This is a genomic window from Streptomyces sp. NPDC047085 (genome assembly GCF_040643735.1).
In the GTDB taxonomy this organism is placed as follows: domain Bacteria; phylum Actinomycetota; class Actinomycetes; order Streptomycetales; family Streptomycetaceae; genus Streptomyces.
This window is the reverse complement of sequence record NZ_JBEYUW010000002.1, coordinates 335,696-352,384: the sequence shown is the minus strand read 5'-3', so window position 1 is coordinate 352,384 and position 16,689 is coordinate 335,696. Positions and strand designations below refer to the sequence as shown.

Here is a 16,689-nt window from a genome sequence, read left to right as displayed (position 1 = left end):
GTCAGGTGGTGACACCGAAGGGCGTGACTTCCAGCTTTTCGTCGCAGGGGAGGATGTTCTTCGTGGGTGCCAAGGTCAGCGGCCGGGAGTCGCCGGGCAGCCGTATGTCCACTCCGAAGGGGGGCTCGAGGTCGATACCGCAGTACGGCCAGGCCAGCTTGAACGAGGTCGTGCGACCCGGGGCGAGGGACACCTCGGGCGGGGGCACCGCTCGGGACCGGGTGACCTTGAACGGGCGGGTGCCCGAGGTGCTCTCCGGCCCGTTGTGGCAGCCCGGGGGGTCGGCCGTCGTGCAGGCGTGGAGGGTGCCGTCACCGAAGAAGGTGAGGCCGGGCCACCCCCTCAGTCGGCAGGCCGAGGCTGAGCGATTGCGCAACACGATCTGCGTGGCGTACCACATCGCCTGGCCGCGGTCGTACGCACCGGCCGGTCCCTCCGAAGCCGCCAGGTCGCGCGACGTGCAGTCGGGGGCGGTCGAGGTCGTGGTGCGAGACCGGGTGTTCGAGGGGGCGGCCGCCCGGCTCGAAGCCGGCGTCTCGGCGGCGTCGGTCGCCTTGGCGGAGCGGCGAGCGGGGGAGGCCGGCGTCGCGGCAGTACCGGGCCGCGCTCTCGTCCCGTGACTGGCCTGCGTGTCGGGGACGGAATAGTGAAGGCCCGAATCACAGGCCACGGTTGCGGCCATCAGCAGCCCGGCCACCAGGACATGTCTCCCACCCCGCATGCGCATGACGTGAACGCTATGCACGATCACGGCGAACGCACAGATACGAGGGTGATCCGACGGATCCCTTTCGTCTCTCGTTCACCGACCGCCCCGCTCGGCCTCCTTCGCCGCACGCTCCACCCGCTCGACGTGCCCGGGGTCGAAGGGGGCCGTGTTGAGCCCGTTCGGGCGCTGACCCGTGGTGCCGTCGATCAACTCCCGCACGATGTCGGCGTGTCCGGCGTGCCGCTGGGTCTCGGCGACCATGTGGGTGAGCACGCGGTGCAGGGTCTGCTCGGTGCCCTGGCTGCCCGGGATCCGGCCGACCGCGTCCAGCGTTAGCGAGGCGATCGTCTCGTCGGAGTGCGCCCATGCCCGCCGGTACGCCCCGACGATCTCCTCCCGGGTCTCCTCGGGCCGCGCCCACAGGTCGGAGTCGGGCTCCGCGTCGCCGGTGATCCACAGGGGCGTCCCGGCGAAGGGCCGGCCGAACGTCGCCCCGAAGTACAGGGCCTCGGCCCCGGTGAGGTGTTTGACCAGGCCGAGCAGATTGGTCCCGGTCGGGGTCAGCGGGCGCCGGACGTCGTACTCCGACAGACCCTCCAACTTCCAGAGCAGGACGTCACGGGCGTCCTGGAGGTACACCCGCAGGTCGTCCTTGGGATCCGATGCAGTCATGCGGCAAGTCTGCCGATGGGGTGATCACCGGACACGTGATTTTTGCGCCCCGGGCAGGCGGCGGGCACCGCCCGGTCGGGCAAGGGGGCGGGCGAGGCGTGCCGTACGCCTCGCCCGCCCCACGGGCTCAGCTGCGCCCGTCCTTCGGGTTCAGCAGGCCCGCCCGGCGCAGGGCGTCCGCCATCGCGCTGTTGGCCGGGGCCGGTGCCTGACGGCCGCCCCGGTCACCGCCACGGCCCTGCCGCTGGCCCTGTCCGCCCTGCCCCTGCCGCTGGCCCTGGCCCTGGCGCTGCTGGGGCGGGCGGGCGCCGCCGCCCCGCTGCCGGCCGCCGCCCTGGCCCTGCGGGGTGGCCTCGTCGTCCAGCCGGAGCGTCAGCGCGATCCGCTTGCGCGGGATGTCCACGTCCAGGACCTTCACCTTGACGATGTCACCGGGCTTCGCGACGTCGCGCGGGTCCTTGACGAACGTCTTCGACATCGCGGAGACATGGACGAGTCCGTCCTGGTGGACGCCGATGTCCACGAACGCCCCGAAGGCCGCCACGTTCGTGACCACGCCCTCCAGGATCATCCCGGCGGACAGATCGGAGATCTTCTCCACGCCCTCCTTGAAGGTGGCCGTCTTGAACGCGGGACGCGGGTCGCGGCCCGGCTTCTCCAGCTCCTTGAGGATGTCGGAGACGGTCGGCAGACCGAAGGTGTCGTCCACGAAGTCCACCGGCCGCAGCGAGCGCAGCACTCCCGTGTTCCCGATGAGGGAGGCGACCTCCTGGCCCGTGGTCTTCACCATGCGGCGGACCACCGGGTAGGCCTCCGGGTGCACGCTGGAGGAGTCCAGCGGGTCGTCGCCGCCCCGGATGCGCAGGAAGCCCGCGCACTGCTCGTACGCCTTCGGGCCGAGCCGCGCCACCTTCTTCAGCTCGGAGCGCGACCGGAACGGCCCGTTCGCGTCCCGGTGGGCCACGATGTTCTCGGCGAGACCGGAGGAGATGCCGGACACCCGCGAAAGCAGCGGCACGGACGCGGTGTTGACGTCCACGCCGACGCCGTTCACACAGTCCTCGACCACCGCGTCCAGCGAGCGCGACAGCTTCACCTCGGACAGGTCGTGCTGGTACTGGCCGACGCCGATCGACTTCGGGTCGATCTTCACCAGCTCGGCCAGCGGGTCCTGCAGCCGGCGGGCGATGGAGACCGCGCCGCGCAGCGAGACGTCCATGCCGGGCAGCTCCTGCGAGGCGTACTGCGACGCCGAGTACACGGAGGCGCCCGCCTCGGACACCATCACCTTCGTGAGCTTCAACTCCGGGTGCTTGGAGATCAGTTCACCGGCGAGCTTGTCGGTCTCCCGGGACGCCGTGCCGTTGCCGATGGCGACCAGCTCGACCGCGTGCTCCTTGGCCAGCCGCGCCAGCTTGGCGATCGCCTCGTCCCACTTGTTGGCCGGGACGTGCGGGTAGATCACGTCCGTGGCGACCACCTTGCCGGTGGCGTCGACCACGGCGACCTTCACACCCGTACGGAAACCGGGGTCCAGGCCCAGCGTCGCGCGCGTGCCGGCCGGCGCGGCCAGCAGCAGGTCGCGCAGGTTCGCCGCGAACACGTTGACGGCCTCGTCCTCGGCGGCCGTACGCAGCCGCAGGCGCAGGTCGATGCCGAGGTGGACGAGGATCCGGGTGCGCCAGGCCCAGCGGACCGTGTCGGTCAGCCACTTGTCGGCCGGGCGGCCCCGGTCGGCGATCCGGAACTTCGAGGCGACGATCCCCTCGTACGACGACGGGCCCTCCGTGGGCTCCTCGGGCTCCAGGACGAGGTCCAGGACCTCCTCCTTCTCACCGCGCAGCATCGCCAGGATCCGGTGCGAGGGCAGCTCGGTGAACGGCTCGGCGAACTCGAAGTAGTCGGCGAACTTGGCGCCCGCCTCCTCCTTGCCCTCCCGCACCTTCGCGGCCAGCCGCCCGCGCACCCACATGCGCTCGCGCAGCTCGCCGATGAGGTCGGCGTCCTCCGAGAACCGCTCGGTCAGGATCGCCCGCGCGCCGTCCAGGGCGGCCTGCGGATCGGCGACGCCCTTGTCGGCGTCCACGAACGCGGCGGCCGCGGCCAGCGGCTCGACGGTCGGGTCGCCCAGCAGCCCCTCGGCGAGCGGTTCGAGCCCCGCCTCGCGCGCGATCTGCGCCTTGGTGCGCCGCTTCGGCTTGTAGGGGAGGTAGATGTCCTCCAGCCGCGCCTTGGTCTCGGCGCCCCGGATCCGCGCCTCCAGCTCCTCGGTGAGCTTGCCCTGCTCGCGCACCGACTCCAGGATCGCGGCCCGCCGCTCCTCCAGCTCCCGCAGATAGCGCAGCCGCTCCTCGATCGTGCGCAGCTGCGCGTCGTCGAGCATCTCGGTGGCTTCCTTGCGGTAACGGGCGATGAAGGGCACCGTCGAACCGCCGTCGAGCAGCTCCACCGCGGCCTTCACCTGCCGCTCCCGTACGCCGAGCTCCTCGGCGATCCTGCCTTCGATGGACCCTACTTCGAGGGACTCGGGTGTCGTCACGATCCCGTACCGCCTTCTCCACGTCAGCTTGCGCGGCAATTGTGGCAGGTGACACCGACAACCGGGGTGAAGGGGCCGCCCGAGTCCGCGACGGGCCGCGAACCAATGGACACGTGCCGCGAGGCGGTGGAGGCCGGCCTCGTGGCAGTAAAGGTGGGAAACGCAGCATTGCCGCCATCCCCGAACCCGCGAAGAATCGGTGGCATGACGCAGCGAACCGTCCTCGTCGTGCTCTTCGACGACGTGCAGAGCCTGGATGTCACGGGCCCGGTGGAGGTCTTCGCGGGAGCGGAGCTGAGCTGCCCGGGCTCGTACCGCATCCGCACGGCCTCCCTGGACGGCGGCCCCGTGCGCACCTCCAGCGGCCTGACCCTCGTACCGGACACCGCGCTGGCCGACGCACCCGAGCCGCACACCCTGCTCGTCCCCGGCGGCCGGGGCACGCGCCGCCCCGACCCGCGCCTGACGGACTGGCTGCGCGCGCACGCGCCCCGCGCCGAGCGGCTGGTCTCGGTGTGCACCGGCGCGATCCTGCTGGCCGAGGCGGGCCTGCTGGACGGCCGCCGGGCCACGACCCACTGGGCGTACTGCGACACGCTCGCGCGCGGCCACCCGGCCGTCGAGGTCGACCCCGAGCCGATCTACGTCCGCGACGGCGAGGTCTCCACCTCGGCCGGCGTCACCTCCGGGATCGACCTGGCCCTCGCCCTGGTCGAGGAGGACCTCGGCCGCGACGTCGCCCTGACCGTCGCCCGCCACCTGGTCGTCTTCCTGCGCCGGCCCGGCAACCAGGCGCAGTTCAGCGCCCAGCTCGCCGCCCAGACCGCGCGGCGCGAACCCCTCCGGGAGGTCCAGCGGTGGATCACCGAACACCCCGCCGGTGACCTGACCGTCGAGTCCCTCGCCGCCCGCGCCCGGCTCTCGCCCCGCCACTTCGCCCGCGCCTTCCGGGACGAGACCGGCATGACACCCGGCCGCTACGTCGACCGGGTCCGCCTCGAACACGCCCGCCGGCTCCTGGAGGACACCTCCGGCGGAGTCGAGGAGGTGTCCCGCGCCAGCGGCTACGGCACCCCCGAGGCCATGCGCCGCGCCTTCGTCAAGGCGCTGGGAACCGCCCCGGCGGAGTACCGCCGCCGCTTCCGCCCCGCGCATCTCGACCGCATGCGCACACCGACCGGATAAACGCAGACACCACCAGATGAGGGAAGCACCATGCCGATGAACGAGAAAGCCCCGCAGATCGCGATCGTCCTCTACGACCGCTTCACCGCCCTCGACGCCGTCGGCCCGTACGAGACGCTCGGCCGTCTGACCGGCGCGGAGACCGTCTTCGTCGCCGAACGCACCGGCCCCGTCCGCACCGACACCGGAAACCTCGCGCTCACGGCCGACCGGACCCTCGCCGAGGTGCCGAGTCCCGACATCGTGGTCGTCCCGGGCGGCCCCGGCCAGAGCGAGCAGATGGAGAACGAGGTCCTGCTGTCCTGGCTGCGCGGCGCCGACGCCACCAGCACCTGGACGACCTCGGTGTGCACCGGGTCGCTGCTGCTGGCCGCCGCCGGACTGCTCGACGGCCGCCGCGCGACCTCGCACTGGCTGGCTCTCGACCTGCTGAAGGAGTTCGGCGCCCGGCCGACCGGGGAGCGGGTCGTGTTCGACGGCAAGTACGTCACCGCCGCCGGAGTCTCCTCCGGGATCGACATGGGCCTCACCCTGCTCGGCCGGATCGCCGGTGACGAACACGCCCAGGCCGTCCAGCTGTTGACCGAGTACGACCCGCAGCCGCCCTACGACGCCGGCTCCCCGGAGAAGGCGCCCGCGCACCTCGTGGAGGAATTCCGCAAGGGCAGCCGCTTCATCCTGACCTAGGCAGGCTACTTGGGCACGCTCCAGGTGAAGCGCGGCTGCCTGCGCTCCAGGAAGGCGGCGACCCCCTCCGCGGTGTCGCCGCTGCCGCGCGCCTGCTCCGCCCAGTGGGCGTCCCGGTCGGTGCGGCCGTTCGCGAACTCCTTCGCGGCCGCCTGGGTGAGCTGGGAGCGGGACACCAGGACCCGGCTCAACTCCGCGACCCGCTTGTCGAGTTCGCCCTCGGGCAGCACCTCGTCCACGAGCCCGGTGCGCAGGGCCCGGTCGGTGTCGATCAACTCGCCCGAGAACAGCAGGTACTTGGCGGTGGCGGGACCCACCAGCGACACCAGCCGCCGGGTCGAGGACGCCGGATAGACGATGCCGAGCTTGGCCGGGGTCACCCCGAACAGGGCCCCCTCCTCCGCCAGCCGCAGATCACAGGCCGCCGCCAGCTGGGACCCGCCGCCCACACAGTGGCCCCGGATCGCGGCGAGGGTCGGCTTGGGGAACGCGGCGAGGGCCTCCTCGGCGGCGACGGCCAGCGTCTGCGCCTCCTCGGGTGAGCCCTGGAGCGTGGAGATGTCGGCACCGGCGCAGAAGGTCCCGCCCTCGCCGGTGAGCACCAGCGCCCGTACGCCGGGGTCGGCGGCCAGGGTCTCCAGCAGCGGGGGCAGGGACCGCCACATCGCGGCCGTCATCGCGTTGCGCTTGGCCGGGTGGCGGATGACGACCGTGGCGACGGAGTCGGTGACCTGGTGCGACAGCTGGGGCTCCATGGCCGGGATGGTATCGGCCCCCCTGTGAGGGTGCTGAGTGACCTTCGTCCCGCCCTCCGATGCGTCACGACCGCCGCCAAGGGGGACAACAAGAGAGAAGAGGAGAGAAAAGAAGGGAAAAGAAGGGAAAAGGAGAGAAGGGGGCGAACGGGGGCGGTCAAGGAGGTGGCCATGGCCAGGTCCGGGAAGCCCCGGAGCGCGGCGGGGAGGCTGCGCCGCGGGTTCAGCTGGCTCGCGGTGCTCGGTGTGGTGCTCGTGCTCGCGGGGCTCGTCGGCCTCGTCTACGCCGGCGTGGCCACGCTGACCTCGATGCTCCTGTTCGGGTGGCTGCTGCTGATCGGCGGGGCGGTCGGACTGCTGCACGCCGTCCAGGCCCGCGGCACGAGCTACTTCTGGCTCGGCGTGGTCGTCGCCGCCCTGAACATCGCGGCCGGTGTCGTCGTCATCCGCATGCCCCACGCGGCGGCCGCCGCCCTCACCATGTTCGCCGCCCTGCTGTTCCTCTCCGCCGGCCTCTTCCGGCTGGTCGGCAGCCTGGTGGTGCGCGGCCCCCAGTTCGGCTGGACGCTCCTGCTCGGCGCCTTCGACCTGCTGCTGGGCATCCTGGTCCTCGGCTCCTGGCCGAGCAGCAGCCAGTACGTCATCGGCGCCTTCTTCTCGCTCGCCCTGCTCTTCGACGGGCTCGGCCTGATCGCCACCGGGTACGGTGGCCGCCGTGTCGTCGGGCTCGTGGACGAGGGGTCCCCGGCCAAACCCGTACAACACGAATAGTTCGTGAACCGGCGCCGTGGGGGACAGGAAACAGTCCCTCCCGTGACCATGTCATACGCCAACGGTCAGATCCGTTCGATACCGGCTGACTTCTGTTCAGACATCCGGAGTGGCGTGGATCGTTACCAACACTCGACGTGTGGTGACAATCGAGCGCGAGGGTGGCGACCGGACGATGGACAACCACGGGCGCGGGGGCGTTCCGCGCCCAGCGGGGGGCGCCGAGCGGCCGCCCGATCCACTGCCGTACGAGGGCGTGTGGCGGTTCACCGCGACCGCCGTGGACGCCTCGGTGCCGCAGGCGCGGCACGCCGTGCGTGACCTGCTGCTGCGCCAGGGCGTACCGGTCTCCGACGACGTGGTGCACGGCCTTCTGCTGATCGTCTCCGAGCTGGTCACGAACGCGGTCAGGCACGCGGCGCTGCTGTCGCCGATGCTCGCCGTGGAAGTGGCCGTCGGGGCCGAGTGGGTGCGGGTGTCCGTGGAGGACAACCACCCGTACCGCCCGACCGCCCTGGAGGCCGACCACGGCCAGACCGGCGGGCGGGGCCTGCTGCTGGTCCGTGAGGTGGCCCGGGAGGCGGGCGGGGTGGTCGACGTCGAGCACACGGCGAGCGGCGGCAAGGTGATCTGGGCCGCCCTGCCGCTCAAGCCCGCGACGCTGCCGTAGCGGCCCGCGGCGAGGCCGCCGCAGCGCGCGGTACCGCAGGCTGCCTGGCGCGCAGTACCGCGACGCTGCCGTGGCGCGTCGTATCACGTCGCTGCCGTGGCGCCCGTACCGCTTCGCTGTCGTGGCGCGCCCTGTGGCGTTGCTGTCGTGGCGTACCCGGCCGCGACGCCGCCGTGGCCGGCCGGGGCTACCAGCCCGCGGACGTGCCTGTCAGTTCCCTGATCGCCGGGCGGGCGGCGTCCAGCACGGTCATGAACCACGCCGAGAACGGGTCCCGGGCGTGCCGCTCGGCCAGCTCGGCGGCCGTCACGAAGGCGGTCGAGGCGACCTCCTTCGGGTCCGGCGCGGGCGGCGCCTGCACCAGGCCGACGAACAGGTGGTTGAACTCCTGCTCGACCAGGCCCGAGGCCGGGTCCGGGTGGTTGTAGCGGACCGTGCCCGCCTCGGCCATCAGCGACGGGGAGACACCCAGCTCCTCGTACGTCCGCCGGGCCGCCGCCGCGAAGGGCGCCTCACCGGGGTAGGGGTGACCGCAGCAGGTGTTGGACCAGACACCGGGGGAGTGGTACTTGCCGAGCGCCCGCTGCTGGAGCAGCAGCCGGCCCTGCTCGTCGAAGAGGAACACCGAGAACGCGCGGTGCAGCTGCCCCGGCGGCTGATGGGCGGCGAGCTTCTCCGCGGTGCCGATCGTCACGCCCTTCTCGTCGACCAGTTCCAGCAAAATCGCCTCTGCGGTGCCGTTCGACGAGCTGTGCGTCTCGGTGGCAGGTGTGATCGGCATACCCATCCTTCGCCTCGGTCTTCGCAACCCCAAGTCTGCCGTACGAATCCGGCACTCCCGGCACTTCCCGGCACGTCCGCATGTCCGGCGCGCCGGGGCGACGGAAGGGGGATCCGGTAGATCATCGTGCCCCTCGCCGGACCCCGGGAATCGTCTCGGGGTGCCGAACACCAGAGCGTGCCCTCAGCGGCGCGCGCACTCCTCGGCGTGCCCTCAGTGGCACAACCGCGACTCGTGCTCGGCGTGTCCGCTCGGCTCCAGTTGGAAGGTGCAGTGCCCCACGTCGAAGTGGTCGCCCAGGCAGCCCTGCAGCTCGTGCAGCATCTTCTCGTGGCCTATGGCGTTGAGCACGTCCGAGCTGACCACCACATGGGCGGAGAGCACGGGCATGCCGGAGGTGATCGTCCAGGCGTGCAGATCGTGGACGTCCTCGACACCGTCCAGGTCGAGGATGTGGGCCCGGACCTCCGCCATGTCGACGTTCTTCGGGGCCGCCTCCAGCAGCACGTCCAGCGTCTCGCGCAGTAGCTTGAACGTCCTCGGGACGATCATCAGACCGATGACCAGCGAGGCGATCGGGTCGGCGGGCTGCCAGCCGGTCGCCAGGATCACGGCCGCCGAGATCAGCACCGCCACCGAGCCCAGCGCGTCCGCGGCGACCTCCAGGAAGGCGCCGCGCACGTTCAGGCTCTCCTTCTGCCCGCGCATGAGCAGCGTGAGCGAGACCGAGTTCGCGACCAGGCCGATCAGACCGAACACGATCATCAGGCCGCCGCGGGTGTCCGCGGGGGTGACGAACCGCTGGATCGCCTCGTACAGGACGTATCCGCCGACGCCGAGCAGCAGCAGACAGTTGGCCAGGGCGGCGAGGATCTCCGCGCGGGCGTAGCCGAAGGTGCGGTTGGTGCTCGGCGGGCGGCCCGCGAAGTGGATGGCGAGCAGCGCCATGCCGAGGCCCACCGCGTCGGTCGCCATGTGGGCCGCGTCCGCGATCAGGGCGAGCGAGTCCGCGAGCAGACCGCCGACGATCTCGACGACCATGATCGTGAGCGTGATGCCCAGCGCCGCCCGCAGCCGGCCGCGATAGGCCGCCGCGGCCGTACCGGTCGGCGGGGCATGGGTGTGCGCATGCCCGTGGTCGTGCCCTGCCCCCATGAGAACTCCGCCTTCCGTCGTGCGCTTGGCTCACAGTGAACTACTGGCGGGGGGTATCGGGCAACGCGGCACTGAACACCGTTGTCATGTGCCCTGGCCTGCGCAAACGATCAGCAGGTCAGCCCGAATCGGAGGCGCACCCGGCGTGGCGCGCGGGCGCACGCGCCGCGGCGCGTCGGCTCACGCGCAGCGGTGCGTCTGCTCACGTGCCGTGGTGCAGCTGCCAGCCCTGCCAGGCCGACGTGACCATCTCGCGCACCCCGCGGCGGGCGCGCCAGCCCAGCACCTCGGCGGCCCGCTCGGTCGACGCCACCGCGCGCGGCGCGTCCCCCGGGCGGCGCCCCTCCACGACGGGCGGTCGGCCGTCGCCGGTGACCTTCCCGATGACCGTGATCAGCTCGCGCACGGAGACACCCTCGCCGCGGCCGACGTTCAGCGTGAGATCCCCCACGAGGTCCCCGTCGGCGAGCCGCCGCGCGGCCGCGAGATGCGCCTCGGCGAGATCGGCCACGTGAATGTAGTCACGCACACAGGTTCCGTCCGGCGTGGGGTAGTCGGCGCCGAGGATCCGCGGGGCCTCGCCGCGCGACAGCCGGTCGAAGACCATCGGCACGATGTTGAACACACCGGTGTCCGCGAGTTCCGGCGCGGCCGCGCCCGCCACGTTGAAGTAGCGCAGGCACACCGTGGAGATCCCATGAGCCTGTCCCGCCGCCCGCACCAGCCACTCCCCGGCCAGCTTGGTCTCGCCGTACGGGTTCACCGGCACGCACGGGGTGTCCTCGGTGATCAGGTCCACGTCCGGGTTGCCGTAGACGGCCGCCGACGAGGAGAACAGCAGCCGCCGGATGCCCGCGTCGGCGATCGCGTCCAGCAGCGTGGCCAGGCCGCCGACGTTCTCCCGGTAGTAGCGGGTGGGCTCGGCCACCGACTCGCCGACCTGCTTGCGCGCCGCGAGGTGCACGACGCCCGTCACCTCGTGCTCGGCGAAGACCCGCTTGAGCAGGTCCCCGTCCAGGGTCGAGCCCTCGACGAGCGGGACGCCCGCCGGGAGCCGCTCGGGCACGGCGGCCGAGAGGTCGTCCAGCGCCACGACCCGCTCCCCGGCGCCGGCCATGGCGTGTGCCACATGTGCTCCGATGTAACCGGCTCCGCCGGTGATCAACCACGTCATGGTCGTCCACCCTATGCGGAGGTCCCGCGCCCCTTCGGGGCGCTTCGCCCGATTCTGGGCCGACGGGTTTGTGGGGCGGGCCCCGGATCCCTGATGATGATCGCGGCAAAGGCCCGGGCAGCCCCCGTGGGCCGGCCCGTGAACGGCCGGTGAACACGTGCTTCCGCCCATCGGATACCCTCTGCCGACATGCCGCCCGGGTGCCGCAGGCAGGGGCGCCCCATCACGCAGAAGACCGGCGCCTCCGCGCCGGCACCCAGGGAGTGAGTTCGGTTGTCGACCGCCATCGTCACCGGTCAGCCGGTCCCCGGATCGTCGCTCGAGAACGATCTGCGGTCGCTCGGCTTCGACGTGCGCGTGGCCGGTGACGCCGCCGAGACGGAGACCCTGCTCGCGGCCGTGCCCGCCGACCGGCGCGTGGCCCTGGTCGACGCCCGCTTCGTGGGCCACCGGCACGCGCTGCGCCTCGCCCTGACCGACCCCCGCTTCCCGCTCGCCGCCGTCACCGGCGCCGTCACCGCCCAGCCCGACGCCCGGCGGACGCTGACCCAGGCCCTGGCCCGCGAGACCTCCGCGAGCGGTGCCTCCCCGGAGCTCTCCGCGCAGGGCGGCGCCGCCACGGTCGCCGTGGACAGCCTCGCCGACCGCGTCGTCACCGCCCTCGACGCCGACGGCGCCGAGGTGTACCGCCCCGAGCTGGGCAGCCTGGTCGCCGCCGTCCCGGCCGACCCCCAGGACCGTAACGAGGCACGGCAGGCCGTCGCAGCCGTCGACGACGAGGCCGTACGCCTGAAGTCGGCCGTGAAGTCCCGCGACGGCTTCTTCACCACGTTCTTCATCAGCCCGTACTCGCGCTACCTCGCCCGCTGGTGCGCCCGCCGGGGGCTGACCCCCAACCAGGTCACCACCGCCTCCCTGCTCACCGCGCTCATAGCGGCGGGCTGCGCGGCGACGGGCACGCGCGGCGGGTTCGTCGCGGCCGGTGTGCTGCTGATCGCCTCGTTCGTGCTCGACTGCACCGACGGTCAGCTCGCCCGCTACGCCCTGAAGTACTCCACCCTCGGCGCCTGGCTGGACGCCACCTTCGACCGGGCCAAGGAATACGCCTACTACGCCGGTCTCGCCCTCGGCGCATCGGCCGCGAGCGGCAGTGGGGGAGGCGATGACGTGTGGGTCCTCGCGCTCGGCGCGATGATCCTGCAGACCTGCCGGCACGTCGTGGACTTCTCCTTCACCGAGGCCAACCACGACGCCACCGCCAACACCAGCCCCACCGCCGCCCTCTCCGACAAGCTCGACAACGTCGGCTGGACGGTCTGGGTGCGGCGGATGATCGTGCTGCCGATCGGCGAGCGGTGGGCGCTGATAGCCGTCCTGACCGCGGCCACCACCCCCCGGATCACCTTCACCGTGCTGCTCGTCGGCTGCGCCCTCGCGGCCACGTACACCACGGCGGGGCGCGTGCTGCGCTCGGTGACGCGGAAGGCACGGCGCACCGACCGGGCCGCGCAGGCGCTCGCCGGTCTCGCGGACAACGGGCCGCTCAGCGCGCTGCTCGCGCGCCTCGTACGCGGCCGGTCCGCCTACCTGGCACCGCTCAGCGCCGCCCTGGGCGCGGCCTCGATGCTCCTCGGGTCCTGGCAGCTGGGGGCGAGCTGGTGGCTCGTGCTCCTGGCCGGCGCCTACGTCCTGTTCTCCGCCGAGGCCCTCGCCCACCCCCTCAAGGGCGCCCTCGACTGGCTCGTCCCGCCGCTCTTCCGCGCCGCCGAGTACGGCACCGTGCTCATCCTCGCGGCCAAATCGGGGGTGAACGGAACCCTTCCTGCGGCTTTCGGCCTGGTGGCCGCCGTCGCCTACCATCACTACGACACGGTGTACCGCATCCGCGGCAACGCCGGAGCGCCTCCGGCCTGGCTGGTGCGCGCCATCGGGGGGCAGGAAGGGCGGACGCTGCTCGTCACCGTCCTGGCCGCGCTGCTCACCGCCTCGCAGTTCACGGTCGCGCTCACGGTCCTCGCCGTGTACGTGGCCCTGGTGGTGCTCGTCGAGAGCATCCGCTTCTGGGTCGCCGCCCACAAGGGTGGCGCGCCCGCCGTACACGATGAAGGAGAAACCGCATGATCGGCCTCGTGCTGGCGGCCGGCGCCGGACGGCGACTGCGCCCCTACACCGACACCCTCCCCAAGGCCCTGGTGCCGGTGGGCCCCGAAGGCGCGGAGGACTCGATCACGGTGCTCGACCTCACCCTCGGCAACTTCGCCGAGGTGGGCCTCACCGAGGTCGCGATCATCGTCGGTTACCGCAAGGAGGCCGTGTACGAGCGCAAGGAGGCGCTGGAGGCGAAGTACGGCCTGAAGCTCACCCTGATCGACAACGACAAGGCCGAGGAGTGGAACAACGCCTACTCCCTGTGGTGCGGCCGTGACGCCCTCAAGGACGGTGTGATCCTCGCCAACGGCGACACCGTCCACCCGGTCTCCGTCGAGAAGACGCTGCTCGCCGCCCGCGGCAACGGCCAGAAGATCATCCTCGCCCTCGACACGGTGAAGAAGCTCGCCGACGAGGAGATGAAGGTCGTCGTGGACCCCGCCAAGGGCGTCCAGAAGATCACCAAGCTGATGGACCCGGCCGAGGCCACCGGCGAGTACATCGGTGTCACGCTCATCGAGGGGGAGGCCGCGGAGGAGCTGGCCGACGCCCTGAAGACCACGTTCGAGCGCGACCCCGACCTCTACTACGAGGACGGCTACCAGGAGCTCGTCAACCGCGGCTTCAAGGTCGACGTGGCGCCGATTGGCGACGTCCAGTGGGTCGAGATCGACAACCACGACGACCTCGCCCGCGGACGGGGCATCGCGTGCCAGTACTGACGCGGCTCATCCCGTCGCCGGTCGTCGTCGACATCCGGCCGGGGGCACTCGATGATCTGGCGACGATCCTGTCCGACCAGCGCATCGCGCCCTCCGGCCGGCTCGCCTTCGCGATAAGCGGCGGTTCCGGTCGGCTGCTGCGCGAGCGGTTCGCCCCGGCCTTTCCCGAGGCGGACTGGTTCGACGACGCGGACGGCACCATCGACGGTGCCGTCCGGCTCGCCGACTCCATCAAGAAGGCCGGTCACTTCGACGCCGTGATCGGCCTCGGCGGCGGCAAGGTCATCGACTGCGCGAAGTACGCCGCGGCGCGTGTGGGCCTGCCGCTGGTCGCCGTGGCCACGAACCTCGCCAACGACGGCCTGTGCTCGCCGGTCGCCACGCTCGACAACGACGCGGGCCGCGGCTCGTACGGCGTGCCGAACCCCATCGGCATCGTCATCGACCTCGACGTCATCCGCGAGGCCCCGGTGCGGTTCGTGCGGGCCGGCATCGGCGACGTGATCTGCAAGATCTCGGCGGTGGCCGACTGGGAGCTGTCCCACCGGGAGAACGGCGAGCAGGTCGACGGCCTCGCCGCCGCCATGGCCCGCCAGGCGGCGGAGGCGGTGCTGCGGCACCCGGGCGGCATCGGAGACGACGCCTTCCTGACGACGCTCGCCGAGTCCCTGGTGCTGTGCGGCATCTCGATGTCGGTGGCCGGTGACAGCCGCCCGGCGTCCGGTGCCTGCCACGAGATCAGCCACGCCTTCGACCTGTCCTTCCCCAAGCGGAGCGCCCTGCACGGAGAGCAGTGCGGTCTGGGCGGCGCGTTCGCCACGTTCCTGCGGGGCGACGGCGAGACGGCCGGGCAGATGGCCGACGTACTGCGGCGCCACGGGCTGCCCGTGCTGCCGGACGAAATCGGGTTCTCCGTGGACGAGTTCGTCAAGGTCGTGGAGTTCGCCCCGCAGACCCGTCCGGGCCGCTACACGATCCTCGAGCACCTCAACCTCTCCCCCGAGCAGATCAAGGACTCTTACGCCGACTATGTCAAGGCCATCGGTAGCTGAACTCCGTCCAGTCGTCCACCCCGCGGGGGTGAAGGACCGGCGCAGCGGTGAGCACTGGGCGGGACGCCTCTACATGCGCGAGGTGTCCCTGCGCGTCGACCGCTACCTGGTCAACACCAGGGTCACGCCCAACCAGCTCACGTACCTGATGACCGTCTGCGGCGTGCTCGCTGCCCCGGCCCTGCTGGTGCCGGGGATCACGGGCGCCGTCCTCGGCGTGGTCGCCACCCAGCTGTATCTCCTGCTGGACTGCGTCGACGGCGAGATCGCCCGCTGGAGGCAGCAGTACTCGCTCGGCGGGGTCTACCTCGACCGGGTCGGCGCCTACCTGACCGACGCGGCCGTCCTGGTCGGCCTCGGCCTGCGCGCCGCCGACCTGTGGGGCTCCGGCCGTATCGACTGGCTGTGGGCGTTCCTCGGCACCCTCGCCGCGCTCGGCGCCATCCTGATCAAGGCCGAGACCGACCTGGTCGCGGTCGCCCGCCACCAGGCCGGCAAGCCGCCGGTGCAGGAGGCGGCCTCCGAGCCGCGCTCCTCGGGCATGGCGCTGGCCCGCCGGGCCGCCGCCGCGCTCAAGTTCCACCGGCTGATCCTCGGCATCGAGGCCTCGCTGCTGATCCTGGTCCTCGCCATTGTGGACCAGGCCCGCGGCGACCTGTTCTTCACCCGGCTCGGCACCGCCGTCCTCGCCGGCATCGCCCTGCTGCAGACCCTGCTGCACCTTGTGTCCATCCTCGCCTCCAGCAGGCTGAGGTGAGCGGCATGAAGGCCGGCGCGGTCATCATCACGATGGGCAACCGGCCCGAGGAGCTCCGGGCCCTGCTCGACTCGGTCGCCAAGCAGGACGGCGACCGGGTCGAGGTGGTCGTCGTCGGCAACGGCTCACCCGTCCCGGACGTCCCCGAGGGTGTACGGACCATCGAACTGCCCGAGAACCTGGGCATCCCCGGCGGCCGCAACGTCGGCATAGAGGCCTTCGGCCCCGGCGGCCGCGACGTCGACATATTGCTCTTCCTCGACGACGACGGCCTGCTCGCCCGGCACGACACCGTCGAGCTGTGCCGCGAGGCATTCGCCGCGGACCCGAAGCTCGGCATCATCAGCTTCCGCATCGCCGACCCCGACACCGGCGAGACCCAGCGCCGCCACGTGCCCCGGCTGCGCGCCTCCGACCCGATGCGCTCCTCCCGGGTCACCACCTTCCTCGGCGGCGCCAACGCCGTCCGCACCGAGGTCTTCGCCGAGGTCGGCGGCCTGCCGGACGAGTTCTTCTACGCCCACGAGGAGACCGACCTGGCCTGGCGCGCCCTCGACGCCGGCTGGATGATCGACTACCGGTCCGACATGGTGCTCCACCACCCGACGACCGCGCCCTCGCGGCACGCGGTGTACCACCGCATGGTGGCCCGCAACCGGGTCTGGCTGGCCCGGCGCAACCTCCCCCTGCTGCTGGTCCCCGTCTACCTCGGGGTCTGGCTGCTGCTCACCCTGCTGCGCCGCCCCTCGGTCCCGGCCCTGAAGGCCTGGTTCGGCGGCTTCCGGGAGGGCTGGACCACCCCGTGCGGCCCCCGGCGCCCGATGCGCTGGCGTACGGTGTGGCGACTGACCCGACTGGGCCGGCCCCCGGTGATCTGACAAGCTCGAATCCCAGAGCACCTGCATCTCGAAG

The 16,689-nt window shown here is 72.0% G+C and carries 17 protein-coding genes; 10 read left to right on the top strand and 7 right to left on the bottom strand.

Going from position 1 to position 16,689, the window contains the following annotated elements; translation table 11 throughout:
* Nucleotide 1: 1 nt before the first annotated feature.
* Nucleotides 2–448 (bottom strand): DUF4232 domain-containing protein, encoded by a 447-nt coding sequence (locus ABZ865_RS07325; RefSeq protein ID WP_361227209.1) that lies wholly within the window; start codon nt 446–448, stop codon nt 2–4.
* Between ABZ865_RS07325 and ABZ865_RS07320 the strand changes: the two genes are divergently transcribed.
* Nucleotides 369–620, top strand: a complete 252-nt coding sequence (locus ABZ865_RS07320; protein ID WP_361227325.1) for a hypothetical protein — start codon at nt 369–371, stop codon at nt 618–620. The genes ABZ865_RS07325 and ABZ865_RS07320 overlap by 80 nt on opposite strands.
* Nucleotides 621–802: 182 nt before the next feature.
* On the opposite strand, the gene ABZ865_RS07315 is transcribed toward ABZ865_RS07320, so the two are convergent.
* Complete coding sequence (locus ABZ865_RS07315; RefSeq protein WP_361225263.1) at nt 803–1,381, bottom strand: DinB family protein; 579 nt, start codon at nt 1,379–1,381, stop codon at nt 803–805.
* A gap of 127 nt (nt 1,382–1,508) precedes the next feature.
* Nucleotides 1,509–3,920, bottom strand: coding sequence for a Tex family protein (locus tag ABZ865_RS07310; RefSeq protein ID WP_361225260.1), 2,412 nt, complete (start codon nt 3,918–3,920; stop codon nt 1,509–1,511).
* A 204-nt stretch (nt 3,921–4,124) separates the two neighbouring features.
* On the opposite strand from ABZ865_RS07310, the gene ABZ865_RS07305 reads away from it, so the two are divergent.
* Together ABZ865_RS07305 and ABZ865_RS07300 are read left to right on the top strand one after the other, a co-directional pair.
* Nucleotides 4,125–5,105: a GlxA family transcriptional regulator gene (locus ABZ865_RS07305; protein WP_361225257.1), complete on the top strand. Its 981-nt coding sequence runs from the start codon at nt 4,125–4,127 to the stop codon at nt 5,103–5,105.
* A 36-nt stretch (nt 5,106–5,141) separates the two neighbouring features.
* On the top strand, nt 5,142–5,792 hold the full coding sequence (locus ABZ865_RS07300) for a DJ-1/PfpI family protein (RefSeq protein WP_361225253.1): 651 nt from the start codon (nt 5,142–5,144) through the stop codon (nt 5,790–5,792).
* Between the two features lie 5 nt (nt 5,793–5,797).
* On the opposite strand, the gene ABZ865_RS07295 is transcribed toward ABZ865_RS07300, so the two are convergent.
* Nucleotides 5,798–6,547, bottom strand: a complete 750-nt coding sequence (locus ABZ865_RS07295; RefSeq protein ID WP_361225250.1) for an enoyl-CoA hydratase/isomerase family protein — start codon at nt 6,545–6,547, stop codon at nt 5,798–5,800.
* A 171-nt stretch (nt 6,548–6,718) separates the two neighbouring features.
* On the opposite strand from ABZ865_RS07295, the gene ABZ865_RS07290 reads away from it, so the two are divergent.
* Entirely contained in the window at nt 6,719–7,318 is a 600-nt protein-coding gene (locus ABZ865_RS07290) for a DUF308 domain-containing protein (protein WP_361225248.1), read from the top strand.
* Between the two features lie 175 nt (nt 7,319–7,493).
* Nucleotides 7,494–7,988: an ATP-binding protein gene (locus ABZ865_RS07285; protein WP_100830871.1), complete on the top strand. Its 495-nt coding sequence runs from the start codon at nt 7,494–7,496 to the stop codon at nt 7,986–7,988.
* 187 nt (nt 7,989–8,175) lie between these two features.
* On the opposite strand, the gene idi is transcribed toward ABZ865_RS07285, so the two are convergent.
* From idi to galE, 3 genes are all read right to left on the bottom strand, one after another.
* Entirely contained in the window at nt 8,176–8,769 is a 594-nt protein-coding gene (idi, locus tag ABZ865_RS07280; RefSeq protein ID WP_361225245.1) for an isopentenyl-diphosphate Delta-isomerase, read from the bottom strand.
* 213 nt (nt 8,770–8,982) lie between these two features.
* Complete coding sequence (locus ABZ865_RS07275) at nt 8,983–9,924, bottom strand: cation diffusion facilitator family transporter (RefSeq protein ID WP_361225242.1); 942 nt, start codon at nt 9,922–9,924, stop codon at nt 8,983–8,985.
* A gap of 202 nt (nt 9,925–10,126) precedes the next feature.
* A complete protein-coding gene (gene galE / locus ABZ865_RS07270; protein WP_361225239.1) occupies nt 10,127–11,098 on the bottom strand; it encodes a UDP-glucose 4-epimerase GalE in 972 nt (323 codons plus the stop codon).
* 273 nt (nt 11,099–11,371) lie between these two features.
* Here galE and ABZ865_RS07265 point away from each other — a divergent pair, with 273 nt between their 5' ends.
* From ABZ865_RS07265 to ABZ865_RS07245, 5 genes are read left to right on the top strand one after another with little or no spacing between them, the layout of a single operon-like run.
* Nucleotides 11,372–13,219, top strand: coding sequence for a DUF5941 domain-containing protein (locus tag ABZ865_RS07265; protein ID WP_361225236.1), 1,848 nt, complete (start codon nt 11,372–11,374; stop codon nt 13,217–13,219).
* A complete protein-coding gene (locus ABZ865_RS07260; RefSeq protein ID WP_361225233.1) occupies nt 13,216–13,968 on the top strand; it encodes a phosphocholine cytidylyltransferase family protein in 753 nt (250 codons plus the stop codon). The genes ABZ865_RS07265 and ABZ865_RS07260 overlap by 4 nt, the downstream gene beginning before the upstream one ends.
* Entirely contained in the window at nt 13,956–15,020 is a 1,065-nt protein-coding gene (locus ABZ865_RS07255; RefSeq protein ID WP_361225229.1) for an iron-containing alcohol dehydrogenase family protein, read from the top strand. Before ABZ865_RS07260 ends, ABZ865_RS07255 begins: the two co-directional genes overlap by 13 nt.
* Nucleotides 14,998–15,777 (top strand): CDP-alcohol phosphatidyltransferase family protein, encoded by a 780-nt coding sequence (locus ABZ865_RS07250; RefSeq protein WP_361225226.1) that lies wholly within the window; start codon nt 14,998–15,000, stop codon nt 15,775–15,777. The genes ABZ865_RS07255 and ABZ865_RS07250 overlap by 23 nt, the downstream gene beginning before the upstream one ends.
* Before the next feature lie 5 nt (nt 15,778–15,782).
* Nucleotides 15,783–16,655: a glycosyltransferase gene (locus ABZ865_RS07245; RefSeq protein WP_361225223.1), complete on the top strand. Its 873-nt coding sequence runs from the start codon at nt 15,783–15,785 to the stop codon at nt 16,653–16,655.
* Nucleotides 16,656–16,689 lie beyond the last annotated feature (34 nt).